The 26,098-nt window shown below is 67.3% G+C and carries 31 protein-coding genes; 14 read left to right on the forward strand and 17 right to left on the reverse strand.

Features of this window, described 5'->3' with window-relative positions; genetic code table 11:
• The first annotated feature begins 150 nt into the window (after positions 1-150).
• The 3 genes from AB0M51_RS00950 to AB0M51_RS00960 all read left to right on the forward strand — a co-directional run bounded on the left by AB0M51_RS00950 (position 151) and on the right by AB0M51_RS00960 (position 2,448).
• Positions 151-927 (forward strand): ATP-binding protein, encoded by a 777-nt coding sequence (locus AB0M51_RS00950; RefSeq protein WP_363747576.1) that lies wholly within the window; start codon positions 151-153, stop codon positions 925-927.
• Positions 924-1,250, forward strand: a complete 327-nt coding sequence (locus AB0M51_RS00955) for an STAS-like domain-containing protein (protein ID WP_363747578.1) — start codon at positions 924-926, stop codon at positions 1,248-1,250. The genes AB0M51_RS00950 and AB0M51_RS00955 overlap by 4 nt, the downstream gene beginning before the upstream one ends.
• A 583-nt stretch (positions 1,251-1,833) precedes the next feature.
• Positions 1,834-2,448: a type II toxin-antitoxin system VapC family toxin gene (locus AB0M51_RS00960; RefSeq protein ID WP_363747580.1), complete on the forward strand. Its 615-nt coding sequence runs from the start codon at positions 1,834-1,836 to the stop codon at positions 2,446-2,448.
• Between the two features lie 538 nt (positions 2,449-2,986).
• On the opposite strand, the gene AB0M51_RS00965 is transcribed toward AB0M51_RS00960, so the two are convergent.
• The 4 genes from AB0M51_RS00965 to AB0M51_RS00980 form a co-directional block, all read right to left on the reverse strand.
• Positions 2,987-3,349, reverse strand: a complete 363-nt coding sequence (locus AB0M51_RS00965; RefSeq protein ID WP_363747582.1) for a hypothetical protein — start codon at positions 3,347-3,349, stop codon at positions 2,987-2,989.
• 317 nt (positions 3,350-3,666) lie between these two features.
• Entirely contained in the window at positions 3,667-4,269 is a 603-nt protein-coding gene (locus tag AB0M51_RS00970) for a DUF664 domain-containing protein (protein WP_344190268.1), read from the reverse strand.
• A 129-nt stretch (positions 4,270-4,398) separates the two neighbouring features.
• Positions 4,399-4,956 carry a dihydrofolate reductase family protein gene (locus tag AB0M51_RS00975; RefSeq protein ID WP_344190266.1) on the reverse strand — a complete coding sequence of 186 codons (558 nt, stop codon included), beginning with the start codon at positions 4,954-4,956 and terminating at the stop codon, positions 4,399-4,401.
• 26 nt (positions 4,957-4,982) lie between these two features.
• Positions 4,983-5,522 carry a hypothetical protein gene (locus AB0M51_RS00980; RefSeq protein ID WP_344190264.1) on the reverse strand — a complete coding sequence of 180 codons (540 nt, stop codon included), beginning with the start codon at positions 5,520-5,522 and terminating at the stop codon, positions 4,983-4,985.
• 99 nt (positions 5,523-5,621) lie between these two features.
• Between AB0M51_RS00980 and AB0M51_RS00985 the strand changes: the two genes are divergently transcribed.
• Entirely contained in the window at positions 5,622-6,524 is a 903-nt protein-coding gene (locus AB0M51_RS00985; RefSeq protein ID WP_344190262.1) for an aminoglycoside phosphotransferase family protein, read from the forward strand.
• Positions 6,525-6,537: 13 nt separating this feature from the next.
• Here the strand turns inward: AB0M51_RS00985 and AB0M51_RS00990 are convergent, their stop codons facing one another.
• Positions 6,538-7,287, reverse strand: a complete 750-nt coding sequence (locus AB0M51_RS00990) for a hypothetical protein (RefSeq protein ID WP_344190260.1) — start codon at positions 7,285-7,287, stop codon at positions 6,538-6,540.
• A 32-nt stretch (positions 7,288-7,319) separates the two neighbouring features.
• On the opposite strand from AB0M51_RS00990, the gene AB0M51_RS00995 reads away from it, so the two are divergent.
• On the forward strand, positions 7,320-8,180 hold the full coding sequence (locus AB0M51_RS00995; protein WP_344190258.1) for a phosphotransferase: 861 nt from the start codon (positions 7,320-7,322) through the stop codon (positions 8,178-8,180).
• A 163-nt stretch (positions 8,181-8,343) separates the two neighbouring features.
• Entirely contained in the window at positions 8,344-9,003 is a 660-nt protein-coding gene (locus AB0M51_RS01000; protein WP_344190256.1) for a Type 1 glutamine amidotransferase-like domain-containing protein, read from the forward strand.
• Between the two features lie 78 nt (positions 9,004-9,081).
• On the opposite strand, the gene AB0M51_RS01005 is transcribed toward AB0M51_RS01000, so the two are convergent.
• Positions 9,082-10,623 carry an FAD-dependent oxidoreductase gene (locus AB0M51_RS01005; RefSeq protein ID WP_344190254.1) on the reverse strand — a complete coding sequence of 514 codons (1,542 nt, stop codon included), beginning with the start codon at positions 10,621-10,623 and terminating at the stop codon, positions 9,082-9,084.
• Positions 10,624-10,937: 314 nt separating this feature from the next.
• On the opposite strand from AB0M51_RS01005, the gene AB0M51_RS01010 reads away from it, so the two are divergent.
• Entirely contained in the window at positions 10,938-11,069 is a 132-nt protein-coding gene (locus AB0M51_RS01010) for a hypothetical protein (RefSeq protein ID WP_344190252.1), read from the forward strand.
• A gap of 325 nt (positions 11,070-11,394) precedes the next feature.
• On the opposite strand, the gene AB0M51_RS01015 is transcribed toward AB0M51_RS01010, so the two are convergent.
• Positions 11,395-12,189: a methyltransferase domain-containing protein gene (locus AB0M51_RS01015; protein ID WP_363747586.1), complete on the reverse strand. Its 795-nt coding sequence runs from the start codon at positions 12,187-12,189 to the stop codon at positions 11,395-11,397.
• 235 nt (positions 12,190-12,424) lie between these two features.
• Between AB0M51_RS01015 and AB0M51_RS01020 the strand changes: the two genes are divergently transcribed.
• Complete coding sequence (locus tag AB0M51_RS01020; protein ID WP_344190248.1) at positions 12,425-12,790, forward strand: hypothetical protein; 366 nt, start codon at positions 12,425-12,427, stop codon at positions 12,788-12,790.
• On the opposite strand, the gene AB0M51_RS01025 is transcribed toward AB0M51_RS01020, so the two are convergent.
• Positions 12,787-13,746, reverse strand: a complete 960-nt coding sequence (locus AB0M51_RS01025; RefSeq protein WP_344190246.1) for a helix-turn-helix domain-containing protein — start codon at positions 13,744-13,746, stop codon at positions 12,787-12,789. The genes AB0M51_RS01020 and AB0M51_RS01025 overlap by 4 nt on opposite strands.
• Positions 13,747-13,782: 36 nt before the next feature.
• On the opposite strand from AB0M51_RS01025, the gene AB0M51_RS01030 reads away from it, so the two are divergent.
• On the forward strand, positions 13,783-14,550 hold the full coding sequence (locus AB0M51_RS01030) for a maleylpyruvate isomerase family mycothiol-dependent enzyme (protein WP_344190243.1): 768 nt from the start codon (positions 13,783-13,785) through the stop codon (positions 14,548-14,550).
• A gap of 31 nt (positions 14,551-14,581) precedes the next feature.
• On the forward strand, positions 14,582-14,893 hold the full coding sequence (locus AB0M51_RS01035; RefSeq protein ID WP_344190241.1) for a hypothetical protein: 312 nt from the start codon (positions 14,582-14,584) through the stop codon (positions 14,891-14,893).
• On the opposite strand, the gene AB0M51_RS01040 is transcribed toward AB0M51_RS01035, so the two are convergent.
• Positions 14,878-15,624 (reverse strand): phosphotransferase, encoded by a 747-nt coding sequence (locus tag AB0M51_RS01040; RefSeq protein WP_344190239.1) that lies wholly within the window; start codon positions 15,622-15,624, stop codon positions 14,878-14,880. The genes AB0M51_RS01035 and AB0M51_RS01040 overlap by 16 nt on opposite strands.
• A 72-nt stretch (positions 15,625-15,696) precedes the next feature.
• On the opposite strand from AB0M51_RS01040, the gene AB0M51_RS01045 reads away from it, so the two are divergent.
• Positions 15,697-16,476 (forward strand): phosphotransferase, encoded by a 780-nt coding sequence (locus tag AB0M51_RS01045; RefSeq protein ID WP_344190237.1) that lies wholly within the window; start codon positions 15,697-15,699, stop codon positions 16,474-16,476.
• Positions 16,477-16,485: 9 nt separating this feature from the next.
• Here AB0M51_RS01045 and AB0M51_RS01050 read toward each other — a convergent pair whose 3' ends face one another.
• From AB0M51_RS01050 to AB0M51_RS01060, 3 genes are all read right to left on the reverse strand, one after another.
• Positions 16,486-16,767, reverse strand: coding sequence for a dihydrofolate reductase family protein (locus tag AB0M51_RS01050; RefSeq protein WP_344190235.1), 282 nt, complete (start codon positions 16,765-16,767; stop codon positions 16,486-16,488).
• 15 nt (positions 16,768-16,782) lie between these two features.
• Positions 16,783-16,905 carry a hypothetical protein gene (locus tag AB0M51_RS01055; protein ID WP_344190233.1) on the reverse strand — a complete coding sequence of 41 codons (123 nt, stop codon included), beginning with the start codon at positions 16,903-16,905 and terminating at the stop codon, positions 16,783-16,785.
• A gap of 121 nt (positions 16,906-17,026) precedes the next feature.
• Positions 17,027-17,590 (reverse strand): hypothetical protein, encoded by a 564-nt coding sequence (locus AB0M51_RS01060; protein WP_344190231.1) that lies wholly within the window; start codon positions 17,588-17,590, stop codon positions 17,027-17,029.
• A 90-nt stretch (positions 17,591-17,680) separates the two neighbouring features.
• Between AB0M51_RS01060 and AB0M51_RS01065 the strand changes: the two genes are divergently transcribed.
• From AB0M51_RS01065 to AB0M51_RS01075, 3 genes are read left to right on the forward strand one after another with little or no spacing between them, the layout of a single operon-like run.
• On the forward strand, positions 17,681-18,202 hold the full coding sequence (locus tag AB0M51_RS01065) for a PadR family transcriptional regulator (RefSeq protein WP_344190229.1): 522 nt from the start codon (positions 17,681-17,683) through the stop codon (positions 18,200-18,202).
• 55 nt (positions 18,203-18,257) lie between these two features.
• The gene (locus AB0M51_RS01070) at positions 18,258-19,550 is read left to right on the forward strand and encodes a family 43 glycosylhydrolase (RefSeq protein ID WP_344190226.1); all 1,293 of its coding nucleotides are present in this window, start codon (positions 18,258-18,260) and stop codon (positions 19,548-19,550) included.
• Between the two features lie 12 nt (positions 19,551-19,562).
• Positions 19,563-20,789 carry a hypothetical protein gene (locus tag AB0M51_RS01075; RefSeq protein ID WP_344190224.1) on the forward strand — a complete coding sequence of 409 codons (1,227 nt, stop codon included), beginning with the start codon at positions 19,563-19,565 and terminating at the stop codon, positions 20,787-20,789.
• Here the strand turns inward: AB0M51_RS01075 and AB0M51_RS01080 are convergent.
• The 5 genes from AB0M51_RS01080 to AB0M51_RS01100 are packed head-to-tail and all read right to left on the reverse strand — an operon-like array spanning position 20,744 to position 26,057.
• Positions 20,744-22,219 carry a sulfatase-like hydrolase/transferase gene (locus tag AB0M51_RS01080; RefSeq protein ID WP_344190223.1) on the reverse strand — a complete coding sequence of 492 codons (1,476 nt, stop codon included), beginning with the start codon at positions 22,217-22,219 and terminating at the stop codon, positions 20,744-20,746. The genes AB0M51_RS01075 and AB0M51_RS01080 overlap by 46 nt on opposite strands.
• A complete protein-coding gene (locus AB0M51_RS01085; RefSeq protein ID WP_344190221.1) occupies positions 22,216-23,217 on the reverse strand; it encodes an aliphatic sulfonate ABC transporter substrate-binding protein in 1,002 nt (333 codons plus the stop codon). Before AB0M51_RS01085 ends, AB0M51_RS01080 begins: the two co-directional genes overlap by 4 nt.
• Positions 23,218-23,225: 8 nt before the next feature.
• A complete protein-coding gene (locus AB0M51_RS01090) occupies positions 23,226-24,020 on the reverse strand; it encodes an ABC transporter ATP-binding protein (protein ID WP_344190219.1) in 795 nt (264 codons plus the stop codon).
• Complete coding sequence (locus AB0M51_RS01095; RefSeq protein WP_344190217.1) at positions 24,017-24,820, reverse strand: ABC transporter permease; 804 nt, start codon at positions 24,818-24,820, stop codon at positions 24,017-24,019. The genes AB0M51_RS01090 and AB0M51_RS01095 overlap by 4 nt, the downstream gene beginning before the upstream one ends.
• Positions 24,804-26,057: an ROK family transcriptional regulator gene (locus AB0M51_RS01100; RefSeq protein WP_344190215.1), complete on the reverse strand. Its 1,254-nt coding sequence runs from the start codon at positions 26,055-26,057 to the stop codon at positions 24,804-24,806. The genes AB0M51_RS01095 and AB0M51_RS01100 overlap by 17 nt, the downstream gene beginning before the upstream one ends.
• Positions 26,058-26,098: the final 41 nt, after the last annotated feature.

The following is a 26,098-nucleotide window of genomic DNA, read 5'->3' on the forward strand; positions in this document are numbered from 1 at the left end:
GCTGATATCGAGAGATTTCTTCGCCTGGTCACAGATGATGGATCGAAGGATTTGACTTTCGAAATCCGTGACGGCCTGTTCTCTGTGCATCCAGTGATCATATGTATGATCGCAGCAATGGGCGACTATGCTAGAAGTAATGGTGGCGTCGTGAAGATCGAGAACGAGATTGTCAATTCAAGTTCGCGATACCTTCAACGGATAGGGCTATTTGATGCGTTAGGTGTGACGACGTCGATCACGGTTACCGCACATGAGCCTGCGGGCCGCTTTGTTCCGTTGAAGCAAGTGAGGACCAACAGTGAACTGAATGAATTCATCCTCGACGTTGGGCCTCTACTGCACGCGTCGGCGGATGAAACGAAGTCGGTCAAGTATGTCCTGTTTGAGCTCATTCGGAATGTGCTGGAGCACTCGGGTGCCGACGGGGGCGCCTATGTTTGCGCCCAGGTGTCTGGAACCGGACGGCTCTTGCTCGGCGTAGCAGATGCTGGCCGAGGAGTAAAAACTGCGATGGAGTTCTCGCATGTGGTTCCGACTCACAAGTCGGCCGTGTCTCTAGCGTTTCAACCGGGAGTGACAGGCACCACGCGACGTTTCGGTGGCAATGAAACCAATGGTGGCGCTGGACTCTTCTTCATGAAGTCGATGGCCGTGCTCGCGCGTCATCACATGGTGATGGTTACTGGCGATATGCTGATGAAGCTGTTGACGAGCAGGACGCGTACAGTCAATCCCCGGCTCGATCAGGACCGTGTCAAGTGGGTTCAGTTTGATCACGAGTTCCCCGGTACGGCGGTGGGAATCGATTTGACGGTGGATAAGGGTGTCGGATTCGAAGAATTGCTCTCGGATATTAGAACTGCTTACGGTTTGAATGTTCGGGCTTCGAAGAAGGCTCGCTATAAGGCCAGGTTTTCAAATTGACCAGAGTATACGACTATGCAGGTTCGTTTGCTGGCGATAAGGATGCTGCGGCGTCGATACGGGAGGAGAAGATTCGACCTGCGTTAGCGAAAGGTAACTCGGTAATCCTCGACTTCAAAGGTGTCGATTTCGCTACTCAGTCATTTATCCATGCTTTGCTTGCTGCGGTAATCCGAGAGAATCCCGCGACGCTCGAACTGCTGGACTTCAGGAATTGTAACGATGATGTACGTTCCTTGATTGAGATAGTGGTTGAGTATGCGCAAGAGGAATTCCAGTGGGACGATGGGGCAGAGACTTCCGGCGGCGATGATCCTGCCTGAGGTCGCGAGTGCTTGAGTTTCATGTGATGGGCTAGTCGTGAGACGGCTACTTCTGGCGCGGTGGCGTTAAGCCGACCCTGACGGAGATTGCTCTGAACATGAGGGCGCGGGGCCGACGGCTGGGGCGGGCAAGTCAGCTGCCTTGAGCGACACCTGCTAGACACGGTGGGCGAACTCGTCGGCACCGAGGGCGCTGTGGGAGCGCGAGATTGAGGGTTCACGCGGCAGCGGCCGTCGAAGTAAGTACCCGAAACCGTACCCCAGACGGTAGAGACAGGGCCGCTGAAGACAGACGGATGAGACGAATCGGACCTTTGCTGAGGCACGGAGAACGATCTGTGCGGGGCGGCCGAGATGGCTTGAGACGCCCGCATGCCTACTCATAACCCGGAGGTCGCATTCAGGGGCTCTGTCCGTCGACAGCACTGCGGATCGTCGTCGCCCCGCTGGGATACTAGCGCCAGGGCCCGGATTAAGGCACTCTCTGAGAGTGCTACATGACGTGACGGCCGATGGTGGCATGGGCTTCTGCCACGCTGCCCTCCCGCGCATACTGCCCTGGGGCTACCACGGTCCTCTTGTCGTGGCACTGGATTCCAACGTCTTGATTGACTTGCAGTTATACGGGAGCGCGCTTCTGAACGACGAGCTCCCAGAAGTCGAGGAGATCTACGGCCGGGATCTGGCGGGGCTGTCCGACCTGATCAATCTATGGATGCTGCGAGACATCCGGTTCGTTGTCACCCCACGGTCGCTCACTGACGCCAAGCGCGGGGTGACACCTCGCTTTCTCGAGCGTCGGTTGCCAGCTGTGCAGGCAATCGCTGAGAGCTTGGCCTTCCAGTTCGGGGACTGGACGGTCACCTCACCGTCCTACGAGGGCGTTCGCCCGGCGATCGGCCAGGAGCAGGGGTTGTCCGTCGGTGCAGATCGGGACTTGGTGCTCGAGGCGCAGGCGATCAGCGCCCACGTCTTCCTTACGCGCGACCGGGAGGTCTTGGAGAAGACAAGGCTGTCTGGTCCACGCCTAGCCCTGCTTCCTCCGTCTCTATTGGCTGACGAGCTCGTCGCGGGAGGCGTGCAGCCGATGTGGGGTGGGACCTGTGAGACAGCCGATTGCCCCTATGACGCCTGGTCGATGCCGGCGCCAGACATGGGCAAGTGGTCCGGACTGTTCTCGATCTTCGAGCAGCAATGAAGGGCCGCCCACGGTGCGGCGTACAGGCTGGCCAGGTGCCTGCAGAACCGCGCCGTGGGAGGGCGTGTCCTCGTGGCTACTGGGAGGCTAACCGGGAGGCTACGACCCTGCATCGGCACGAACGACACTGGACGTCAGTGGACTGACAGACAAGCGAAACTGACCTGTCCGCAGCTTGGCGGAAATCCATGGCATGGAAGAGGTCAGGGGTTCGAATCCCCTAAGCTCCACCAGCAGTAACCGCAGGTCAGGAGGCGTTCTCGCCCCTGACCTGCTCTTGTTTGAGGGGTCTGGGGGAGAACCGCTCGGCTTCCATCAGCTTGGCCGCCCGCCAAGGCGATCCGGTGCGGCACAAGTCGGCCGCCTGATGCGCGACAGGCTAGACGTGTCTGGTCCGAGGCGTTATCGCGGGTGCGTGTTTCCAGGCTGAGGACGCTGGTGAGTACTACGACCCGAGCCCGTTCGTGCACACGATGCCCGGGGCGTGAGCAAGCACTCTCAGGCTGCGATCCGCGCTAGGGCCGATGCACCGGAACCGTCAGGCGGGGAAGGTCTGACCGTCCGCGTGGCCGTTTCGGATCTCTTCGAGTGACCATGTGTCGCCGGAATAGTCATCGATCGCGTATCCACCCTCGGCAAGGAGACGCTCGACAAGGTCGCGCATCTCAGCCTGGTAGTTCCCGCGACCGGAGACACGAACCTCCACCCAGGCACCCGCGAATGCATCCCTAACCTGCCGCAAGGCGTCCAGCTCGGATGCGGAGAACGAGCCCTCTTCCGCCAACGCGTGGAGCAGGTCTTCCACAGATTGGTAGCGGCGCAAACTGACCTCAAGCCGTCGATCGGCGATTCCGAACCATTCCAAGCCTGCGCGTTCGCCCACGCTGTCGAGCAGGAACATCAGCCGACGCTCGTCCATACGTGGGAACGCCTGCCCGACCTCATGGCCGCCACTGTCTCAGCTGCTCACCCAGACAGTCGCAACTGCCGCGATTCATACCTTCGACTGTCACCCATCAAGTTCCTGGGCGCGCTGGGGACGCCCACCGCCGGTATCGACGTCAGCCAACCCCAAAAGAGCCCGCTGTACGAGCAGTTGCTGCAGCCGGCGCTTACGTAGTTGCCGGTGGCATCTTTGTAGAGATGAGCATCGGCGGGCTTGGGCTGAGGCATTCGTTCATGTCCTGCTCTGTTCGCGACGTCCGGGGAGAGCCGCGGCTACGGAACGGGGAACTCGTTTGGTGGGCCCTCGCCGGTGGCGCTGTCGACTGCTTCGCGCAGGAAGTCGGCGTGACCGGTATGGCGGGCGTACTCCTCGATGATGTCGCTGATGAGCCGCCGCAGACTCATCCCGCCTTCTGGGGCGTAATCAAGACCCGACTCGGCGAGGGCCTTGGCGACCGTTGCGCGAGAGCGATGCACCGCCCGCACCCAGAGGTCGCGGAGCACCTCGGGGTCGTCGTCCTTGGCCGACTCCCAAGCCCAGGTCTCCCAGGTGGCGTCGTGGTCGACGTCCCGGAACTCGGGCAGCACGGCCGCTCCGGTGAGGTCGCTCTGAAACTTCAGCTCCTCGCAGAGTGCCAGGTGCTTGAGAAGTCCGCCGAGAGTGATCGCCGACCGCCCCAGGCGCAATGCCAGGCCGTCTGAGTCGACCTCCCAGCACTTCCAGGCGAACGTACGGCGATTGCGCTCCAGAGTGATGAGGGCGGTCTCGATCTCGTCGCCGTGCATGAAGATGTCTGCGTCCCACTGCGGAGGTCGTCCGGGCGTGAACCCGGGTGCACTCGTCACCGGTGAATTCGGAGCAGAGCTGGTATCCATGCCCGCAGCGTAGAACGCAAATCGGACGAACTACGTCCGGAATCGCCGCCAGTATCACGCCTGGCCGCGCTCGCGAGCCGTCCGGCCTGTGCATTACGGGGAACGGACGGGTGTGAGGATTCCTGTGCTTCAGACGGTACGGCGGTAATGCATGGCGACCGCGCCGTTGTGGAGCGGCTCCGCCGAGAGCAGTTCGAGCCGGCGTGTGGCGGGTAGGCCGCTCTGGTACAGGGTCGGGCCGTGGCCGGCGATTCGGGGATGGACGAGCAGCTTGTACTCGTCGATCAGGTCCAGGCGGTCGAGCTCGGTGGCGAGTTTTCCGCTTCCGAGGAGGACACCGGCCGGGGTCGCATCCTTGAGTTTCTGGATGCTCTCGCGCAGGTCGCCGGTGATGTGGTGGCTGTTGGTCCACGGGAAGTCGTCGCGCGTCGACGACACGACGTACTTGGGTTTGGCCTCGAGCTTGAGTGCCCACTCGCGCAGGGCGGGCGGTGCCTCCTCGTCGCCGCGGGCGACGGCCGCCCAATAGCTCTCCATCAGCTCGTAGGTGACACGACCCCACAGCATTGCGCCGCCCTCGTCCATGAGACGGGTGAAGTAGGCGTGCGTCTCGTCGTCGGCGATCCCTTCCTGGTGGTCGACGCAACCGTCGAGGGTGACGTTGAGGCTGAAGGTAAGGAGGCCCATGCGCGGCGAGTTTAACGGCAGTACGACTAACGCGCCCGGACTCGCGTGCGCTTGGGATCGCTCGCCACAAGCCTGGCCGGCCACGGGAACTCCAGCGGTTCGGGCCTTGCGCTCCACTGCTCGCCCAGTTCGCGCAGCACGGTAGTTGCGCGGTCGATCTCCTCGTCCGAATACGGACAGGGATCCTGCGAGATGACGCCCCAGCTCTCGCGCACCTCGGCGTACGGCGCCGGCCGGCGCTTCTCTACCGCTTCGTGGATCACCGCCGCGATCGCCTCGCTGATACCGACACCCTTGGCAGCCTTCAAGATGCGGTCGCTGCGGACCTTCGCGTCGTACCGCGTCTTGCCTTCGAGCTGAGTCATGGTGGCGAAGACCGCGCCGGCCGCGATCACGCCGAAGATCCCGTCCGCGATGCCGAGTTCCCGTTCGGTCACCGCATGCGCGAGGTCATGCGGTACGCGCCACTTGCGGCTGTACGACGTAAGAGTGAAGACCGCACCGTCCGCTCGCCGGATCAACGTCAGGCTCTCGCCGCGCGGATCGTGCTGGAAGGTGAGCTGCATGCCATCCAGGGTGACGCGGCACCTGGGACCTGCACCAATGGTTTTCGTGCGAGCCCTAAATCATGTGCCGGGCCTGGGCTTTGGTGTGAGACTGCGAGGGTGATCGACGTACCGGAGGCCGTGCGTAGCAAGGTTCGTGCAGCTGGGGCCGAGGAGTGGCTCGAGCAACTGCCTGGGCTTCTTTCGGGACTCGAGGACGACTGGTCGATCACGGTGGGGCGCCCGTACTCGGGTGGTTCCGAGGCCTACGTGGCTGAAGCGACCCGGGCGGATGGGACCTCGTCGATTCTCAAGGTGTTGATCCCGGGGTTGGGGAACGCTGCCTTCAACGAGGCGACGGTGCTCCGCATCGTCGACGGAGAGGGGTGCCCGGAGCTTTATCAGTACGACGCCGACCGGGGCGCGCTGCTGATGGAACGGCTGGGGCGCCCGATGTTCGACCTTGGTCTGCCGTTGACGCGTCGGCTCGAGATTCTCTGCGATACCGCGGTGCGCATCTGGCGGCCGGCGCCGGACTCGGGGCTGCCGACCGGCGCCGAGAAGGCGCGGTGGCTGGCCGATTTCATCACGAGATTGTGGGAGGAACTCGATCACCCGTGCTCCGAGAAGGTGATTGAGCATGCGCTCGTCTCGGCGCGCCGGCGCGAGGAGGCGCATCGCGACGAGAAGGCGGTGCTGGTGCACGGCGACGTACATCAACTGAACGCGCTCGAGAGCGATGGCGGCTTCAAGCTGGTCGATCCGGACGGTCTGCTGGCGGAAGCGGAGTACGACCTCGGTGTGCTGATGCGCGGCGACCCGGTCGAGCTGCTCGCAGATGATCCGTTGGAGCGGGCCCGCCGGCTGGCTGCGCGGACCGGTCTCGATCCCGTCGCCACCTGGGAGTGGGGCGTGATCGAGCGGGTGTCGACCGGGCTTCTCTGTACGCAGATCGACTTCCAGCCTCTCGCGAGAGACACGCTCCGCGCGGCCGAGGCCGTCGCCGGTTTGTCGATGTCGTAGGTGCTGACGCGAATCAGGCCGGGACGATCGTGGGGCTCACCTGGAGCAGTCCTTCCGGGAGCGTGTCGGCCCATTCGGCCATCGCGGCGGGGACGCGGAACGGTTCGGCCGTGGCAAATGGCTGGCCTTGCGCGTCCGAGTGCCCAGTGCCGATGGTTTCCAGACGCCACTCCTGCCAGCGAGCCAGCAGTACGTCGCGGACCCCGTCGAGCTGAGCCCGGGTGAACCGGCTCTGCACCACGCAGAGCTGATCTGGCAGGTGCCGGGACAACTGCCGTGTCACGGCGTCGACATCAGTGGCGGCGACTACGAGGACCTCCTGGTTCTCGGAGGGCCGGAAGATCGCCTTGTGGACGATCGTTCCCGACGCCTCCAGGTCGTCGGCGTCCGGACCCAGCTCCCAGATCTCTGCGTCGCGCCGCCAGCCATCCGGCGGTGGCGGACACGGCGGGATCGATCGGTCCGTCCTCGGCCTCCACCGAGGAGTCTCCGGCGATTGTCCGTCGACCTCGATGCTCTCGTCGCCCCACCTCCCGACCACAGAGATCGAGCCCGGCGCTTGGTGCGCTGTCCAATCGGTCGGTACGGCGGCGGCGTCCACCCCGATCAGTCGGATCGACCGATCCGACTTCCAGCCCGGCGGTTTGATCAGCAGATCATGGACCCGGGCCAGGTCCAGCCACTCACCGTCCGGCCGAGCCACGTACCGACCCCAGGTCCGGACCCGATCACCTTCTCCGAACGCCAAGTCTCTGGCCGCCATGAATCCATGGTCTCTCTTCTAGGGTCGGATACATGAGAGATGAACCGGCAGAGGACTGGATCGGCTCTGACGGTGAGGGGCCGCGGTGGTTCGTTACCGCGGATCGGTGTGACACGGAGCAGGTGAAGGACGCGATCGAGGCGGCCGCGCGTACGGCGGAGGCTTTGGCCCATTGTGGGTACGAGTTCGTCGTGGCGCCGTTGACCGATCGTCGTGGGCGGCTGGTTCGTGAGGTGTTGCCGGGGTGGGTGTTGGTGGTTCTGCCTTACTTACAAGGGTGGAGTACGGCGGACGGCGGGTGGGACGATCCTGCGGAGCGCGAGCAGATCGCCGGGATCCTTGGCCGGCTGCATGCCGCGACGCCGCCGAAGTGCTTGCAGCGCTGGGATTTCGCCGTACCAGATCGGGAGACGATGCTGACCGACCTCGATGAGCCGTGGACGTCCGGGCCGTACGGCGAACCGACGCGGCTGCGGTTGGCCGGCGCAGTCGAATACGTTCGGGGGAGACTCGCGCGGTACGACGCGCTTGTCCGAACGATCGAGGCGTCGGACGACCCCTGGGTGGTGACCCACGGCGAGCCGCACAGCGCGAACGTCGTACGCACCGGGGACGGCCCGATGCACCTGATCGACTGGGACACGGTCAAACTCGCGCCCCGCGAACGCGACCTCGCCGCAATCCTCGGCGGGCCCACCGACGTGCTGCCTTCGTACCAGGCAGAGGTCGGCGCGATCACCCCACGCCCCGAGGCCCTCGAGTTGTTCGACCTCTGGTGGTCGCTCGCCGAGATCGCGTCGTACGTCGACCTGTTCCGACGCCCGCACGTGGATTCCCAGGACAACAAGAAGTCCTGGCGCATTCTCACGCAGTACTTGCCCTCGACTACGTGAACTCGTCAGCCAGGCGCCGTGCGGGCATTGCGAGTTGACACGTCGGGGTCCAGATGGTGAGCACGAGAATTTCCATCTTCGGGAGGCCTCGACCCCTACCGCGGGACCTTCGAGCAGATCGGTTACGGTGCTCGGGATTCGGGCAGACGAGATCGTAGGAGACATGAAGCTTCTTCTCACCTCCGCGGGCATCAAGAACACCAGCATCGCCAACGCGCTCGTCGAGATGCTGGGCAAGCCCATCGCCGAGGCCAGCGCGCTGGTGATCCCGACGGCGGCTTACCCCGCGGGGGGTCCCGCTGCCGCGTGGCGCATCGTCTCCGGCCGCGCGATGAGTCCGCTGTGCGAGATCGGCTGGAAGTCTCTCGGCCTGCTTGAGCTCACGGCGCTCCCCAGCATCGACGCGGCGCAGTGGATCCCCATCGTCAGGGAAACTGACGCTCTTTTGGTGGGCGGTGGCGATCCGCTGTACCTGGCGCACTGGCTGCAGCAGTCCGGCGCGGCTGACGTCCTGCCTTCGCTGCAGGACACGGTGTGGGTCGGGGTGAGCGCTGGCAGCCTCGTGGCGGCGCCCCACCTAGCCCAGGACCTGAGTGACTGGCAGTCGCCGACGGGCAGCGTCGAGGCACTGGGGCTGGTCGACTTCGGTATCTTTCCGCACCTCGACAACCCGAACATGCCGGCGTTCGGCCTAGCCGACGCGGAGCGCTGGGCCGCCGCGCTCGACGTGCCGGGCTACGCCATCGACGACCAGACCGCCATCACCGTCATCGACGGCGAGGTCACTGTCGTCTCCGAGGGTCACTGGAAGCTGTTCGACTGACCAGTCCTGCTGATCTACTACCCGCAGGCAACGACGAAGCCGTTGTCGGCGTGCGGAAGCCGGACCTGGTGCTGGCGCTCACGCTGTGCTCCGGTTGACGCCGATCCGGTCCAGGTAGTCCCGGACGGCAGTTCTGTTCGTGCCGGATGTGCGCAGCGCGAGGTAGCCATCGGGCCGCACCAGGACGAGTGTGTCCTCGGTGACGCCGTACGCGGTCCGCGCGTGCCCGTCGACGTCCACCAGGTCGGCGCTGCCCGACGCGCCGACCGAGACCGGCTTGATGAGTCCACGGTGGGCGGTGCCGGCGTCCTGCAGTGCACCCGCGCAGGACTCGCCGAAGCCGAGCAGGGTGAAATGCGGGCCGCGGAAGGCGTCGAACAGCCGCCGTGGCGTGCCGGAGCTGTCCACGCAGGGCGCGTCGGGCGCGCGATCACCGGCGCGCGGTCCAGTCCCGGCCTCGCCGTCGACGGACAGTGAGCTGGCCGGGTAGCCGAGCTCGAGCTGCTGGCCGTCCGGGGGCGCGCCGTCCGCGATGTCTGTAGTGCCACCGTTGACGAACCGCCCCGCAACCCTGCGCAGCCCCTCAGCACTCACGCCGAGCGTCCACGAGGCGATCGGGAGCCGCTCCTCCTCGTAGCTGTCCAGCAGCGACTGCCGTGCGCCAGAACACACCATGGCGAGCTTCCAGCCGAGGTTGTACGCGTCCTGGATGCCGGTGTTCATGCCGAGTCCGCCGGTCGGCGGATGCACGTGTGTTGCGTCGCCGGCCAGCAACACCCGGCCCACCCTGAACCGGTCGGCCATCCGCACGTTCACCCGGTACGTGGACAGCCAGCTCACCTTCGAGAGTCGGATGCCGTGCCCGCCGGCGAGATCGTCCACGATCCGCTGGAAGTACGGCAGCGAAGGTTCGGGGAGGCTGCCGCCTGCACCGAAGTCTCTGAACGGTACGGCCTGCAGTTGCCAGGACCGCTCGTGGCGGAACGGGCACAGGGCCAGGAATCCGCGCCCGCGGACGGTCCACTGGTACCAGGCGTCCGGTTCGAGCCCGTCGAGCTCGACGTCCCCGACCAGCATGGCCTGCTTCTTGTTGTCGCCCTCGAAGCGCACGCCGAGTGCCTTGCGCACGGTGCTGTGGCCCCCGTCGCAGCCGACCAGGTAGCGTGCAGCCACCCGCTCGCCGGTATCCAGCACCGCGTGCACACCGTTCGCGGACTGGCTGAACTCGGCGAGGCCTGCGGCCATTTCCACCCCCACGCCGTCCTCGGCGAGCCGCGCGCGCAGGATCCGCTCGATCCGCCACTGCGGGATCAGCAGCCCGCCGTCGTAGGGCCGATCCGGTGTGGCTGACCGCTGGGCGTGCGGGTCGGCTTCGGCAACCAGGTCGCCGTCGAGGTACCGCCGGTGTGGCAGATGCCGGAACCCGTAGTGCAGCACCTCGTCGGCGACACCGAGGTCGTCCAGCACCTCCTGGGTGCGGGCGGTGAGCCCCTTGCCGCGCGAACCGGGGAAGGGCTCGCCGGCCCGGTCGACGATGCGCACGTCGACGCCCCGGCGGGCCAGCTCGATGGCCAGCGTGAGCCCGGTGGGTCCGGCGCCAGCGATCAGCACATCGGTCACCGCTCCCCCTCCTGGCGCACTGCCGGGTCCGTACCAGGCGCGGCCTGGTTCGCCCGTGCCGACGCCGATGCAGCATGCATGCTCGCCATCACACCCTCCCTGATCCCGTGCGGTCACTGAAGCGATCGGCGGTGACACTAGCCGGTTTCCGGGCGGGTCCTCCTCGTGCTGGAGGTGGAGATCGGGTTGATCCTCCCCGCGAAATCTCAACCCCGGTTCCTCCTACGAACCGACGGCACACCCGGTGCGGTGTTCGTAGCGTCGTCATCAACGGCTATGCCGTCGCGATAGTGACCATCGAAGGAGCACCACTCATGTTGATCGGAATCCTGCTGGCCGCCGGCGGCCTGTTGTCGGGTATGCCAACCGCGGTGTGGCTGATCGTGGCCGTCCTCGCCGTGGCGGGCGTGATGGCCCTCAGGGCGCGGAGGCGCCGACAGCGTTGACCACCGCCGTCGTTCCCCCACCTGCACCTCGACTTCGAGTTCCTCGTGCCGGTAGGGCCAGCAGGACAGCAGTTCCGAGCGGACGAGAACCGGCCCGGTCGCATCAACGTGCTCGATCGCAATCTGGCTCTTCGCAGTTGGCGTAGCGCGCGTCGGCGCGGAGTTTCGGCCGATCCTGCGGGGGGATCGCCCGGGGGACGGCGATCGCGGAGCAGGACACCGGGTCAGGCGGGGTGTGTGCGCGATTGGCCGAGCTCGGGCTCGGGCCGCATCACTTCCGGGAAGATCTCCGATCGCGGATGCCGACGGAGGCCTACGTCCTCCGCTACGACTTCGATGCGTAGGGCGGGAGCTTGCGGCCGCGGGTGAGGGTGGCGGCGGTGGGGTGGGTGGTGGGGGTGATGGTGGCTAGTTCGTGGCGGACTCGGGTTTCGAAGTCGGTGCGTTGTTGTGGGGGTAGGGCGTCGATGAAGGCTCTTGAACCGTGGGAGAGGGCCCAGTTCCAGAACGTGTCGGGGTCGGGGATCGGGATGCGTTGGGTGACCGTGGTTTCGGCCAGCTCGCCGAAGTCTGTGGTGGTCAGTAGGTCCAGGCCGTCGAGGGGGCGGCCGAGGCGGCCTTTGCCTGGTGGGATGTACGGCTGGTATTCGCGGAAGAGGGCTCCGTAGAAGTCCCATTCCGGGGCGTTGTCGACGTCGCAGGGGGTGGAGAACGAGAAGACACCGCCGGGACGTAGTACTCGATGGACCTCGGCGGCGGAGGCTGCGGGGTCGTCGAGGAGGTGGATGACGAAGCCGGCGCACACCAGGTCGAAGGTTGTGTCCGGGAAGTCGAGATGGTGGGCGTCCATCACATGGGTCTGGGCGGCGGGGTGCAGGCGCGCGAGTTTGGCGACCATCGCGGGGGCGGCGTCGACGGCAGTGACTGTGCAGCCGCGGTCGAGGAGGGCGCCGGTGAGCGGGCCGCTGCCGGCACCGAGGTCGAGTACGGCGGTGCCCGGCCGCGGATCGAGCCAGTCGACGTGCAACTTCGCGAACCCACGGAAGAACGGCAGAACCTCGTCGTATCCAGCTGCCAGCTCGTCGAACAGCCGGATCGCCCGGGCCGTGTGTTCGCTCACCTTTGGAGTCTGGCAGCGCGAGGACCTGATGAAAAACGGTTTTAGAGCAGGCCGGGTGGTTGCTGACAGCAAGTAGTGCTGCCCAGAAGGCATCGTGTACGGCCGCGAACGCGTCCCGCCGGGCCGCGACGAGCTCGCCGTCCACGTCATGGGGAGACCGTACGACACGGACAGGATTCCCAGGATTTCGGACGCATGCCGTCCAAGTGTCGTTGTAGGGCTGCACCATGGGCAGATGGTCAAGTACCTCCTTACCGCTGCGGCCGTTTACCTTGGGGCGATCGGGCTTGCGTTGGTGATTGTGCCGGCGCAGTTCGGGGTTGACGCGGTGCCGCCGGATCCTTCGTCCGAGTTGCTTGCGTTGCTTCGGTTGCTGGGTGGACCGCTTCTGGGTATCGCGGTGCTGAACTGGTTGACGCGCAAGGCCGCGAGCAGTCCGGTGCTGCTGGCGAATCTGGTCGGGTTCGGGATCGTCGCCGCCAACGATGTCGTGGGTGTCGTGACCGGCGACGCGCGCGATCTCGCGAGGGTGTTCGTGGTCGTGCATCTCGCCTTCACAGCCGCGTTCGCCGTCGCCTGGTCGCGTCAGACGAAAGGCTAGGTCCGTACTTGCGTGTCCCGGAACGTTCGAGGGCTCACCCCGAACCGCGTCGCGAACGCCTGCCGCAGCGTCTCCGCCGAGCTGAACCCGCACCGGCGCGCGATCTGCGACAACTGCAGGTCCGTCGTCGCCGCCAGCCGGGCCGCGATCTCCAGCCGCATCCGGCGTACGGCGTTGGCAGGCGATTCGCCGGTGTGCTCGCGGAACAACCGGGTGAGCTGCCGGGGGCTGACGCCCGCGCGGGCGGCGAGCGCCGTGACGCTGAGGTCCGCGTCGGGGTGCGCGACCACGTAGTCGGTGACCGTTCGTACGCCGGCGTGGTCCGGTCGCGGTGCGGCGGTGAACATGCTCATCTGCGCCTGGTTCCCGGGCCGCTGCAGGTACGTGACCATGCCCATCGCGACCCACCGCGCGAGTTCGGCGCCGTGGTTCTCCTCGATGAACGCCAGCGTCAGGTCGAGCGACGCCGTCACACCGCCGGACGTCGCGACCGCCCCGTCGCGGACGAAGATCGGCGACGGGTCCACCAGCACGTCCGGGTACGACCGCTCCAGTTCGGCGGCGTACAGCCAGTGCGTTGTCGCTCGTTTGCCGTCGAGCAGATGGGCCGCGGCGAGGACGGTCGCGCCCGTACAGACGGATGCGACGCGCTGAGCGCCGGTCGCAAGGCGTCGTACGTGCCGGACGAGATTCGCGTCCCGCGCCGCCGCCTGATGGCCGGCGCCTCCCGACACGATGACCGTGTCGACACGCCGGATCGTCTCGAGGCGCGCCTGGGCCTGCAACGTCAGCCCGGTCTCACAGCGGACCGCCGTACCGCCGATGGTCGCGAGCACCACCCGGTACGTCGGATCGGCGCCGAGCCGGTTCGCGAGCCCGAAGGCCGTGGTGACACAGGCGATGTCCACCAGTTCCGCGTTGTCGTACCCGACGACCACCACCCGGTGCGGGACCATGGGGGACACCGTACTGCTATCGGAGAGGACAAATGCATGCTGAACGCCGACCGTGCGCGCCAGGCGATCGTCGACCACACGCGGCAGCTGGCGGAATCGGCAGCCGAGGCCGGACCGGACGCCGCCGTACCGACCACGCCGGAGTGGACCGTCACTCAACTGGTCGAGCACGTCGGCCAGACCCAGAACTGGGTCGCCGAGATGATCGAACAGCGCATCACCGACCCCACCCAGCTGCCGACGGAGCTCGCCGTACTGCCGGCGGATCCCGGTGAGTGGCCGGCCTGGCTGGCGGAGTCCGCGCAGCGGCTCGCGGACGCGTGCGCCGAGGACGTGCCGGTGTTCAACGCCGCGGCTGATGGGCGGACCGGGGTGCAGTTCTGGCTGACCACCCAGCTCAACGAGGCGGTCGTGCACGGGTTCGACGCGGCCGCCGCGGCGGGTCGTACCGTCGAGGTCGACGCCGATATCGCGGGCGCGTTGATCGGCAATCACCTGGCGATGCTGACCTCTCCCACGTGGGAGCTGCGGCGCGCCGAGTCGGCGCACGCGATCCGGGGCGACGGCCAGGTGCTGCAGTGGCAGGCGACGGATGGCGGCGCGTGGTTCGTCGTACGGCAGTCTGACGGGGCGACGTGGGAGACCGGGAGCCGGGAGGCCGATGTGACGATCAGCGGGCGGGCCGGATCGCTGCTGCTGACGTTGACCCGGCGGCTGCCGTTGACCGACGGTGACATCACGGTCGAAGGTGACGCCGGCCTCGCTCAGCACTGGCTCGACAACACCGCGCACGTCAGCGGTTGACCCGGCGTACCGTGGTCCGAAAGGAGGAGCCATGACCGACGAACCCTTCGAGACGACCGAGAACGCCCGCCGGGACCGGCGCGAGCACGGCGGCGCGCCGCAGAACCCGGACGACGACGCGCTGGCCCGGCGTACCGAGGAGGAACGCGTCGCGGCGGGCGTCGACGCCTACGACCCGGACGACGTACCGCCGGCGACCGACGAGCCGGTACCCACGGACCTGCGGGACACCGAGGAGTACCAGGAGTCCGAGGCGGAGCTGCGCCGGGAGGAGTCGGAGGGCGAGATCTACCCGCTCACCGACCGGCATCCGTTCCCGCCGTCGCACTACGACCGCTCGTAGGCCGCCCGCAGTACGTCGAACTCGCCGCCCGGGCCGTTCGGGTCCCAGCCGTGTTCGATCAGCCAGCGTGATGCCCGGAGGCTGCGCAGGGACCACCAGGCGCGGATGACGTCGACGTCCACGTCGGTGCCGTACCCGGCGAGCAGGTCGTCGAGGCATTCCTCGTGCCCGAGTGTCAGGCTGGCGAGGTCGTTCAACGGGTCGCCCTGGCTCGCCTCCGACCAGTCGATGATGCCGGTGACCTCGTCGTCCTCGGTGAATACGTGGGTGATCTGCAGATCGCCGTGCGCGAACACCGGCTGCCACGGCCGGAACGTCAACTCGGCGAGCTCGCGGTTGTGGATGATCACCTCGGCGGGCAGCAGTTCGTTCGCGATCAGCCACTCGCACTCACGGTCGAGCCAATCGGTGACCACCCCACCGCTCGGTGCCGGCCACGGCGGCAACGGTGCCTCATGCAACTTCCGTACGGCGGCCCCCGCCGCGGCCCACGCCTCCGGAGACGCCGGCGAAGGCTCCCCGAGCCGCCCGAGCGCCGTACCGGGCACAGCGGCCAGCGCGAGCACGTTGGGCTTCCGCCACAAAACCTCCGGCGTAGGCACCGGCGCCAACTCCAGTGCCGCAACCTCGACGTCCAGGTTTCGCTGATTGCCGTCGACCTTCAGAAAGATGTCCCCGACCCGCAGGGTCGCACGTTCACTGTGCGCCACGACAACCTGAACCTCGTCCACGCCCAGCATTCTCCCGACCTCGGCGCCGGCCGTCACCCGGTTTGTTCGCCTCCAAGCGTGGGAGCATGGCGTATGGCTGGAGAGGAACGCCTCGACGGCGGCCTCAACGAGGTCGTGCGGATCGGGAACACGGTCCGCCGTCCGGTCGGGCCGTGGTCCGATTCGGTCCACGAGTTGCTGACGGAGCTGGAGTCCCACGGGTTCGCCGGCGCGCCTCGATTCCTCGGAACGGACGACGAGGGACGCGAGATCCTCTCGGTGGTCCAGGGCGAGCGGCCGTGGCCTCCCGGGCCGATGCTGTTCGAGGACGGGCTCCTGGAAAGCACGGCCGCACTGGTACGCAGGTACCACGACGCCGTCGAGGGGTGGGCTCCGGCGACCCGGAGGTGGCAGAGGGCGCCCGTAGCCGTGGGTGAGCCGGAGGTGATCTGCCACAACGACATCGCTCCCTGGAACCTGATCGCCCAGGACGGTGTCGCGACGGGATTCGTCGACTGGGACACGGCGGCGCCCGGGCCGCGGATGTGGGATCTGGCGTACGTCGCCTACACGTTCGTACCGCTGGCCGCGCCGGAGAATCGCGGACCGATGGGATGGCCGGATCCGGTCCGTGTACGTGAGCGACTGGCGTTGGTCCGGGACGCATACGGTTGCTCACAACAACAGTGGCAGTTGCTCCTGGCGACGATCCCGGCCCGGGTCCGGGCCGCGTACGACACGATGCGGATCTGGGCTGCTCAGGAACGACCAGGCTGGCGTGCGCAGTGGGAGCAGCCGGAGCCGTGGCGGCACGGCGCCGGCTACCTGCGCGATCTCGCCTACCTCGGCGCCTCCGTCAAAGACTGGCAGTGAGGAAGGGCCTCATGCGTGCAGCGTCGGGTGGTACGTGAGTTCCTGGGTGTTGCCGTCCAGGGTGCGTGACTCGAGCAGTTCCAGGTCGAAGTCGGGCACGCCCTCGAAGATCGGCTGGACGCCGGTTTGCCCTGTGATCACAGGGAAAACCGTGACCTGAATGCGGTCCACCAGGCCCGCTGCGAGGAGTGCCCGGTTCAGTGTCAGGCTGCCGTGCGACCGCAGCCGTACGTCGGACCCCTCCTTCAACCGGCGTACCGCCTCCACGGCGTCACCGCTGACGACGGTCACGCCCGGCGAGTCCTGCTACGTGGACGAGATGACCGTGGTCGGCAGCTCGCGCATCCGTCGTACCCACGGGTCGAGCGCCTCCCCGCCGCCGGCCAGCAGCACCGTGTTCAACCGGTGCGTCTCGCCGCCCAGCACCATCCGCTGGTCCTGGCTGTACTGCTCCAGCCGGTGCGCCAGGAACTCCGGCCCCTGCTTCCCCCAGTACCCGCCCCAGCCGTTTGTGGGGTAAAGGGTTGTTGAGGATGCCGATCCGACAGCGTCAGGCGGCGCTCCGTACCGCGCGGGCGCGGACGTAGGCGGAGTACCGGATCGTGAAGATGACCGGGACCGTGAAGGAGGCGATCCGGAGCACGACGACCGGCGTGGCCATGTGCGGCGCGACCGCGGTGATGACGGCGGCCGCGATGCCCTCGACGGTGAAGCTGATCGCCCACACCATCGTGATGATCACGTTCGTACGGCGGAACAGCGGGTTGTCCCAGATCTCGCGTTCGACCATCGTCCGGGCGATGCCGAGCGTGAACGGCCGGCGGATCGCCAGCGATCCCCAGGCGGTGAGGGCGAGCCAGGCGGACGACATCGCCAGCAGGTTCTCGTGCAGCGGTGCGTCCGGGGCGGCGAAGGCGATCGCGGCGACGAGCGCGAAGAAGACGGCGGCGCTCAGCTCGATCACCATCGATTCGAGCTTCTTGCCGGTGGACAGCTCCCAGCCGACGAGTCCGAGCGCGATGACCAGGCCGATCAGCGCGCAGAGCCGCCAGTCCAGCTTGGTGGTGGCGATCGCGTAGATGATCCACGGGGCGAAGCTGCGGAGGTAGCTCATGTGATCCGTACTCCTGACATTCCAATAGTGACAGGTCGAAACTAGACGCTCAGCTCTCGACATGTCAACAGTGGAATGTAGGATGCGGACATGAGTCTTCGACACGCGATGCTCGGCCTGCTCGCCGAGGAGCCGGCCAGTGGATACGACCTGTTGCGCCGGTTCGAGGTGTCCTTGGCGAACGTCTGGCCCGCGACCCAGAGCCAGGTGTACGGCGAGCTGGCCAAGCTGTCCGCGGACGGGCACGTGACGGTCAGCGCCGAGGGCCCGCGCGGGCGCAAGGAGTATGCGATCACCGAGGCCGGCCGCGAGGAGCTGCGGCACTGGCTGCTCGAGGAGCGGCCGCGGAGACGCCGCGACGATCTGATGCTGAGGGTGTTCTTCCTCGGTACGGTCTCGCCGGCCGAGGCGCGGGCCTTCCTGGAGCGCGGGGTTCAGCGCATGGACGCGCTCGAGGAAGGACTGCGTGCGGTTGAGCGCGACACCGACTGGAACGACGGCGACCTCGCGGTCAACGGGCGGCTCGTCCTCGAATGGGGCCTGCGCTTCGCCGCCATGCACCGCGAGTGGGCCGAGTGGGCGGCCACCCAGCTGCCGTCGGGAGACCGCTGAAAGCACCTTTTTGTCGTGTGTTCACTGATGAAATGAGGCTCATTAGCGTGTCCGCATGACGATCAAGAGAAGGTCGGTCCTGACCGGTATGGCGGGTGTCGCGGGAGCGGCCGCGCTGCCCATGACCTCGTACGCCGCAGCCGGTGAGAGCCGCCGCTACCCGCAGCCCTGGCCTGAGCTCACGCCCTACGGGCTGGCCGACACCCGGCTCGACCTGTGGCCGCGCGACGACAACTCGTTCGTCCTCCCGCTCGAGCTCCGGGCCCGTGACGAGGAGCTCGGCCGGGTCTGGATGCGCGACACCTACGTGAACTGCTTCGTCGTCGACGGCCGCCCGCTGTACGTCGCCACCGGCACGACGCGGGTGCCGGGCCGCCCGGCCGCGGGCCCGTGGAACGACGGCATCTTCGTCTGGACCGCCCGCTCGCTGCGCGGGCCGTGGCGGCTCGCGGACACCACCGGCTTCCGGCCGGAGGCGGAACGCGGCAAGGTCTGGTCGCCCGAGTTCGCCGGCGAGAACCGGCCGGGCCGGACCGTCGTCGCGCCGTGGCAGGAGTACTGGTACGACGACCAGTTCGGCAAGCGCGGCAACGTCTGGGCGCCCGAGATCCACTACTTCCGCGGCACCTGGTACATCGTCGCGTGCATGGGCGACCACTCGAAGCTGGTCGGCTCGTTCCTGCTGATCAGCGAGGGCGGCGTGGAGGGTCCGTATCGCGTTGCCCAGGGCAACTACGAGAAGCCGTTCGGGGACTCGTTCGTCGGCGGCCCGGGCTTCATCCTGCCGGGCGCCTACCACCACATCGACGGCAGCATGTACTCCGAGGGCGACGACGCCTGGCTGGTCCTGCACAACAACCCGTACGCGAAGTTCCGCGACGACATGGAAGACATCGTCCCGAACACCGGGCTGCCCGAGTTCCAGCAGAGCCCGTACAGCCCCGAGCCCTACCTCGAGGGCGCATACGTCTTCCGGTACGGCGGGAAGTACTACCTCATGCACGCGGCCTGGGACCGTACGTCGGCCGGCGCGGACGGCAGCACCCGGTATGCGTACGACACGCCCGCGCCGGGCAGGTCGCAGTACAGCTACGACATGGTGATGGCGGTCTCGGACCACTTCGAGGGACCGTACTCGAAGCGCTGGACGGCCGGGTTCGGGGCCGGGCACAACAATGTCTTCGAGGACGTCTCCGGGCAGTTGTGGGCGACGTTCTTCCGGAACCCGAACTTCGGCTACTGGGCCGATCCGTCGCGCGTCGACGACACGGCGGTACCCGGGGTCGTCCGGCTGGAGTGGACCGGCCCGCAGAGCAACCGCCTGTACGTCCAACGCCGCAACCACTGAGAGGAACCGAGCATGCGACTCGCCGCGCTCCTCGGGGTGCTGGTCCTGGCGGTCCCCGGAGCACCCGCCCCGGCACCTACGAACGACGCCCTCCCGGCCCTGGGCGCTCTCGGCGCCAACTACAACGAGAACCTCGACCAACTCGACTACCGTGAACTCCGGACCGCCCGGGCCAGTTGGGTGCGGGGGTTCTACCCGCTGCCAGAGGCAGACAAGGTGCCCCCGGAGCAGAGTGAGACGCTCCGTGTGATCCGGGAGGCTCATGACCGCGGTTACAAGACCGTCCTCAGCCTGAAGTTCCCCGAGAACGCGACCTCGTTCCCGCGGCCGGGCAGCGCGGAGATGACCGCCGAGCTCGCGCGGCTCGACCGGGTGCTGCCCTTGGTGCTGGGGACGGTGGACGTCGTCACGATCGGCAACGAGCCGTTCATCGAGAGCCTGCCGGCCGAGCGTGACCAGCGGCTCAACGAGTTCTACGAGACCGTCGCCCGGCATGTGATCGAGGTCCGCGCCAAGCTGTCAGCAGCGAAGACCCACCTGTACATGGGCGCGCTGAACCGGCTGGACCTGCCGCAGAACCGCACACCGGCCGTCGAACGGTACCTGCGATTCGTCCACGACACGCCAGAGCTGGAAGGGGTCGACCTGCATCCGCACATCGCCGACGAGGCCGCGGTGCAGGACTTCTTCGACTACACCCTTCCGAGGCTTCGCCCGGACCAGACCTTCCTGGTCACCGAGTTCTCCCTGGTCTGGTACTGGCAGCAGCACCTGACCGACGCGATCCCGGCGACCTTCGCCGCACGCTACGGCTATCCGCCGCGGACCCAGGTGTGGCAGGTCATTGGCGATGCCATCAAACAGCCGTTCCCTTCGCGGAAATGGAACGACTTCTTGTCGAGCAGCCCGTGGTTCGAGAGCAAGAAGCACTTCCTGCGCGACGAGCTGGACCGGTTCCGGGCCACCGGGCGGCTCGCGGTCGCGACGTACGGCTTCCGGCAGATCCCGTCGATGACCTCGGGGTGGAGCGCGACGAAGGTGCCGTGGCTGCTGAACAGCGTCTTCGCCACGCTGACGGTGCAACCGCGCGGCGACGGCATGTCGTCGCCGGGCTACACCTGGCTCGACGACTTCCGCGCCTTGCAGCGAAAGTTGGGGAAAGGCTGGGGCCCCTCGCGTGAGGGGCCCCGGCTTCATTCGTACGTCGACTCGTCCAGCCCGCTCATGCTCGGGTCGTAGCTGACGTCTCCCACGTCGTACATCGAGGTCATCCAGTGGTAGAAGTTGTCGCCGCGGTCCCGCAGTACGGCGTAGAGACGGCGCATCAGCCGTGACCGTACGGCGGCCTGTTCCGGGTGGTCGTACACATTGAGCAGCTCGTCGGGGTCGAGCTGCAGGTCGTACAGCTCGTTGACCGAGTCCGGGTTGACGACCAGCTTGTACCGGTCGGTGCGCAACATCCGTTGCGGGTAGGGGAAGTGGTGGCCGTGGAACTCGCAGACGATGTCGTCGGCCCAGTCGACGGGCTCGCCCGTCACGAGCGGCAGCAGGCTGCGTGAGTCGACCGCCGGTGCCGGGTCGGCGCCGGCGAGTTCGAGGATCGTCGCCGTACAGTCGAGCAGGCTGACGAACTCCTCGCGGACGACGCCTTCGGGCTGCCCGGGCACCCGGAGCAGACCGGGGGTGCGGTAGATGTCCTCGTACATCGCCGGGCCCTTGTCGTGCAGCCGGTGCGATCCGGTGAACTCCCCGTGGTCGCAGGTGAAGAACACCGCGGTGTCGTCGGTCAGCCCGAGCCGCTCCATCGCGGCCATCACCCGCCCGATCTCGTAGTCGATCAGGGCCACGTAGCCCTGGTAGATCGCGATCAGCTTGCGGGTGGTCTCGATCGGCATGGTGTCGAAGGTCCAGTGCGCGCTGTAGTTCTTCTGGACCGGCGGTTTGCCGTGGAAGGTCTCGGCGATCGATCGTGGCAGTTCGACGTCGGCCGGGTCGACGAGGTCGAAGTACTCGTCGGGCAGGATGTAGGGCAGGTGGGGGCCGAAGAAGTGCAGCGCGAGGAAGAACGGCTGTCCGGCGTACGACTCGAGGTGTTCGATCGCCCGGGTGGCGAGATAGTGCTCGAACGTCGCCTCCACCGGCTGGTGCAGGCGTGCCGCGAGCAGGTTCCCGGGGCCGCCGTTGGGCAGCGTGCCGCGGATCCGGTCGGAGATCTCGTACGGCGGGAAGTCGTGCTCCGCGAGGTATGCCAGGTAGTCGGGGTGGTCGACCGGGTTGTGCCAGCCCGGCAGGTCGGGGCCGTCGAAACCGAAGTCGCCTGCGGACTTGTTGGTGCCGACGTGCCACTTGCCGATCAGGCCGCACTGGTAGCCGCGGTCGCGCAGCGCCCGCGAGAACGTGAACGTCCCCTCGCCGAGGTCCTCGAGGTAGCCGACGTTGCGTTCGTAGTTCGCCAGCAGCTTGTGCCGGAACGGCGCCTGCCCGGTGAGCAGGCTGGCGCGGGCCGGCGTACAGATCGCGGTGGGGGTGTACCAGCGGTCGAAGCGGGTGCCGGTACGGGCGAGCTCGTCGAGGTTCGGGGTCGTTCCGAACCGGTTGCCGTAGGCGCCGAGTGTGTCGACCCGGTGCTGGTCGGTCATCAGGAACAGGATGTTCTTCCGGTCGGTCACTTGGCGGCCGCCCCGGTGAACAGGTCGCCGGTGTAGTACGTCTTCGCGTCGGTCTTCTTCTTCAGCTTGCCCGCCTCGACGAAGTAGTCCGCCATCCCGTTCAGCCACTTGTCGATGGTCCCGTCCTTGGTCTTCGCGTCGAGCTCGTCCAGCGACAGTACCTTGACGTTGCCGGCGTCCGCCTTCACCTGGTCGACCGGCATGTTCAGCATCTTCGCCGTCAGCTCGATCGACTTGTCCGGGTTGGCGGACCGGTACGCGATCGCGTCCCGCAGTACGGCGATCGTCTTCGTGGTCTTGTCCTGCTGACCGGACACGACGTCGTTGCCGGCCACGAACGCGGTCGGGAACGACACCTGGGACTCGAAGTCGGAGTTCTTCGCGAGCTCGGTCAGGTCGGGCACCTGCTTCTTGATGGTGGCGATCGCCGGGTACCAGAACCCGGCCGCGTCGATCTTCTTCGACGCGAACGCGGACACGATCGTCGAGGCGTCCATGTTGACCACCTTCACGTCGTTCTTGGTCATTCCGGCCTTCTCCAGCGCGAGCGTGAGGATCATGTCGCCGGACGTGCCCTCCGGTACGCCGACGGTCTTGCCGCGGAGCTGGTCGATCGACGTGGTGCCGGACCGGGCGATCACCCGGTCGGCGTTGCCGAGCGTGTTGATCGCGATCACCTTGGCCTGGCCCGAGGCCGGCAGCCAGAACGCGCCCGGCCCGATGTAGCCGAAGTCCAGGTCACCGGTGCCGAGCGCCTGGATCTGCAGCGGCCCGTTCGTGAACACCTTGGTGTTCGCCTTCAGGCCGTGCTTCTGCCAGAGCTTCTGGTCCTTCGCGATGGCCAGCAGGCTCGTGCCGTTGTAGTCGGCGATGTAGCCGAAGTTCACCGGTTGCAGGGAACCGCCGGCGTTGTCGCCGGATCCGCTGCACCCGGCGAGGGCGAGCGCGAGCGCGGCGGCCCCGGCGGCGAGCGCCGACAGTTTGCGTGAGACAGACATGAGGGTCCTTAGGATCGAGCGGTGACAGGGGAACCGGCGGCCGTGCGGCCGTCCTGGTGGTAAACGGAGTGCCAGACGCGATTGCGCAGCGCGGCGAACTCCGGGCTGAGCCGGAACTCCTCGGTGCGCGGGTACGGCAGGTCCACGTCGATCACGTCGTAGATCCGCCCCGGCCGGGCGGCCATCACGACCACGCGATTCGCCAGGAACACCGCCTCGTCGACGTCGTGCGTGATGAACATGACCGTGCGCTGCTCCTGGCTCCAGGTGGCCAGCAACTGCTCCTGCAGCTTGACCCGGGTCAGCGCGTCCAGGGCACCGAACGGTTCGTCCATCAGCAGGATCGACGGGTTCACGGCGTACGCACGGGCGATCGCGCAGCGCTGCCGCATACCGCCGGACAGCATCTTCGGCAGTGCGTCGGCGAAGTCGCCCAGGCCCACCAGGTCGATGAAGTGCTGCGCTCGCTCCCGCCGCTCGGCCTTGCGGACCCCGGCGGTCTTCAGCCCGAACTCGACGTTCTTGCGCACGGTCAGCCACGGGAACAGCGCGTACTGCTGGAAGATCACGCCGCGCTCCGGGCCCGGACCGGACACCGGTACGCCGTCCACGAGCGCCCGGCCCGAGGTCGGCTGCTCGAGGCCGGCGAGGATGTTCAGCAGCGTGCTCTTGCCGCACCCGGACGGGCCGACCACGGTGATGAACTCGTTCCCCGCGATGTCGAGCGAGACGCCGTCGAGGGCCGTGAAGGTGTCCTTGCCCAAGGCAAACGTCTTGGTGACGGACTGTACGGAGATCTTCATCGGCGCTCCTGCCATCCGGTCAGTTTGCGTTCGGCGGTCAGCAGCACGCGGTCCATCAGCAGGCCGAGGACGCCGATCGAGATCAGCCCGACGAAGATCGTCGGCAGGTCGTAGTACAGCTGGGCGTTCTGCATCCGGAAGCCGAGGCCCTGCTGGGCCGCGATCAGCTCGGCGGCGACCAGCGTGGCCCACGCGGAGCCGAGACCGACCCGCATGCCGACCAGGATGAACGGCGTGGACGCCGGGACCACCACCCGGGCGAAGATGCCGGCGTCCTTGGAGCCGAGCACCCGGGCCGCGTCGATCAGCGTCTTGTCGACGTTGACGACTCCCTGGAACGTCGAGATCACACAGGCCAGGAACGCGGCCAGGAAGATCACGAAGATCTTCGGCGCCTCGCCGATCCCCATCAACACGATGGCCAGCGGGATGATCGCCAGCGGCGGCACGGTGCGGAAGAACTGGATCCACGGCTCCACGAGTCCGCGCAGGACGGCGTACCAGCCCATCAGGAAACCGACCGGGATCGCGACCGCGGTGCCGAGCACGAAGCCGACCAGGACGCGGGCCAGGCTGGCGAGGACGTCCTTGCCGAGGGTCCCGTCGCCGATCAGGGTGCCGGCCCGGGCGATCACCTGCGGCGGCGTGGGCAGCTTCAGCCCGGCGAGCGCGAGGATCCACCACACCGCGATGCCGAGCCCGATCGAGAGCGCGTTGAGCAGCAGCGGGAGACCGGCCCGGGGCCGCGTACGGACCCGTGTCGTCGCCCTGCCGGCGGTTTGGTCAGTGAGCACGGCCATCGGCCACTCCTTGGGTTGCGGTCGGCCGTAGCCGGGCCGGCGCCGGCGTGGCCGGATAGCCGGCCAGCAGCGGCGAACTGTGGAAGACGGCGGCCAGCGCCCCGAGGGCGCCGTCGTCGTCGGAGAGGTACGCCGTCCGGACCCCCGGCGAGGCGGCACCCGGGAAGAGCCCGTACCTGACGGTGGCGGCGGCTTGCTGTACGAGCACCGGTGCGATCCGGGTGATCTCGCCGCCGATCACGATCTCGGCCGGGTTGAGCGCCATCCCGACCGCGGCCAGCACCTGGCCGAGCGCGGTGGAGGCGTCGCGGAGCACCCGGTCGGCGACCGGGTGCGAACGGGCGACGGCGGTCGCGAGGTCGTCGAGCGTGTCGACCGCGAGACCCGCGGCCCGGCACGCTGCCAGGATCGCCGGTGCCGAGGCGATCGTTTCCAGGCAGCCGTGCTTGCCGCAGCGGCACGGCGACCCGTCCTGCCGGACGGTCACGTGTCCGAGTTCGCCCGCGAGGCCGGCCGAGCCCGAGACGAGCCGGCCGCCGACCACGAGTCCGCCGCCGACGCCGTCCGAGAGCCGGACGTAGAGCAGGTCCTCGATCGCCTTGCCGCCGAACGTCGCCTCGGCGAGCGCCGCCAGCCGGGTGTTGTTGTCGACGATCACCGGTGCGCCTAACCGTTCGCCAAACGCCTCGTCGACGGACGCCTCGTGGAACCCGTCGGCGGCCGCTCGGTGCGAGGGGAAGCCGCGCACGCCGGGCTTGCCGGAGTACGGGCCAGGGATGCCGATGCCGACGCCCTGCAGGGCGCCGTAGTGCACGCCGAACTGCGCGCTGAGCCGCTCCAGCAGGCCGAAGGCGACCTCGAGCCGGGTCGGCCAGTCGATCCGGTCCTCGTACCGGTCGGAGCCGGAGGCAACGATCTCGTGGGAGGCGTCGGCGACCACGACATGCACCCGGCGGTGGCCGAAGTCCACCCCCATGAACTGGCCGGACGCCGGGTCCAGCGCCAGCCGCTCGGCCGGTCGCCCGCTGCCTTCCCGGTCGGCCGCGTCGGTGTCGATCACCACGATCGCCCCGCGTTGCAGCAGGCTGCCGGTGATCTCGGACAACGTGGTACGGGACAGGCCGATCGCCCGGGCGATCTGGTTCCGGCTGAGCGCGCCCTGCTCCCGCAGCACCAGCAGGACCCGCTCTTCGTGGGTCCTCCGCACGAGTGCCTGTACTCCTGGCTGCGTCTGCACGATCGTGAACGCTAGGAAGCCAGAATTTTTCCGTCAACCCT

The organism is Kribbella sp. NPDC051137 (genome assembly GCF_040682535.1).
In the GTDB taxonomy this organism is placed as follows: Bacteria; Actinomycetota; Actinomycetes; order Propionibacteriales; family Kribbellaceae; genus Kribbella; species Kribbella karoonensis.

Bases quoted from the DNA above. Each gene is read 5' to 3' on its own strand.
- AB0M51_RS01095 (WP_344190217.1), bottom strand. From the start codon at position 24,820: ATGGCCGTGCTCACTGACCAAACCGCCGGCAGGGCGACGACACGGGTC.
- AB0M51_RS01010 (WP_344190252.1), top strand. From the start codon at position 10,938: ATGTTGATCGGAATCCTGCTGGCCGCCGGCGGCCTGTTGTCGGGTATG.
- AB0M51_RS00995 (WP_344190258.1), top strand. From the start codon at position 7,320: ATGAGAGATGAACCGGCAGAGGACTGGATCGGCTCTGACGGTGAGGGG.
- AB0M51_RS01085 (WP_344190221.1), bottom strand. From the start codon at position 23,217: ATGTCTGTCTCACGCAAACTGTCGGCGCTCGCCGCCGGGGCCGCCGCG.
- AB0M51_RS01035 (WP_344190241.1), top strand. From the start codon at position 14,582: ATGACCGACGAACCCTTCGAGACGACCGAGAACGCCCGCCGGGACCGG.
- AB0M51_RS01055 (WP_344190233.1), bottom strand. From the start codon at position 16,905: ATGGTGCTGGGCGGCGAGACGCACCGGTTGAACACGGTGCTGCTGGCC.
- AB0M51_RS01090 (WP_344190219.1), bottom strand. From the start codon at position 24,020: ATGAAGATCTCCGTACAGTCCGTCACCAAGACGTTTGCCTTGGGCAAG.
- AB0M51_RS01000 (WP_344190256.1), top strand. From the start codon at position 8,344: ATGAAGCTTCTTCTCACCTCCGCGGGCATCAAGAACACCAGCATCGCC.
- AB0M51_RS00980 (WP_344190264.1), bottom strand. From the start codon at position 5,522: ATGCAGCTCACCTTCCAGCACGATCCGCGCGGCGAGAGCCTGACGTTG.
- AB0M51_RS00965 (WP_363747582.1), bottom strand. From the start codon at position 3,349: ATGTTCCTGCTCGACAGCGTGGGCGAACGCGCAGGCTTGGAATGGTTC.
- AB0M51_RS00990 (WP_344190260.1), bottom strand. From the start codon at position 7,287: ATGGCGGCCAGAGACTTGGCGTTCGGAGAAGGTGATCGGGTCCGGACC.
- AB0M51_RS01045 (WP_344190237.1), top strand. From the start codon at position 15,697: ATGGCTGGAGAGGAACGCCTCGACGGCGGCCTCAACGAGGTCGTGCGG.
- AB0M51_RS01075 (WP_344190224.1), top strand. From the start codon at position 19,563: ATGCGACTCGCCGCGCTCCTCGGGGTGCTGGTCCTGGCGGTCCCCGGA.
- AB0M51_RS01030 (WP_344190243.1), top strand. From the start codon at position 13,783: ATGCTGAACGCCGACCGTGCGCGCCAGGCGATCGTCGACCACACGCGG.
- AB0M51_RS01065 (WP_344190229.1), top strand. From the start codon at position 17,681: ATGAGTCTTCGACACGCGATGCTCGGCCTGCTCGCCGAGGAGCCGGCC.
- AB0M51_RS00970 (WP_344190268.1), bottom strand. From the start codon at position 4,269: ATGGATACCAGCTCTGCTCCGAATTCACCGGTGACGAGTGCACCCGGG.
- AB0M51_RS01025 (WP_344190246.1), bottom strand. From the start codon at position 13,746: ATGGTCCCGCACCGGGTGGTGGTCGTCGGGTACGACAACGCGGAACTG.
- AB0M51_RS01020 (WP_344190248.1), top strand. From the start codon at position 12,425: ATGGTCAAGTACCTCCTTACCGCTGCGGCCGTTTACCTTGGGGCGATC.
- AB0M51_RS01060 (WP_344190231.1), bottom strand. From the start codon at position 17,590: ATGAGCTACCTCCGCAGCTTCGCCCCGTGGATCATCTACGCGATCGCC.
- AB0M51_RS01070 (WP_344190226.1), top strand. From the start codon at position 18,258: ATGACGATCAAGAGAAGGTCGGTCCTGACCGGTATGGCGGGTGTCGCG.
- AB0M51_RS00975 (WP_344190266.1), bottom strand. From the start codon at position 4,956: ATGGGCCTCCTTACCTTCAGCCTCAACGTCACCCTCGACGGTTGCGTC.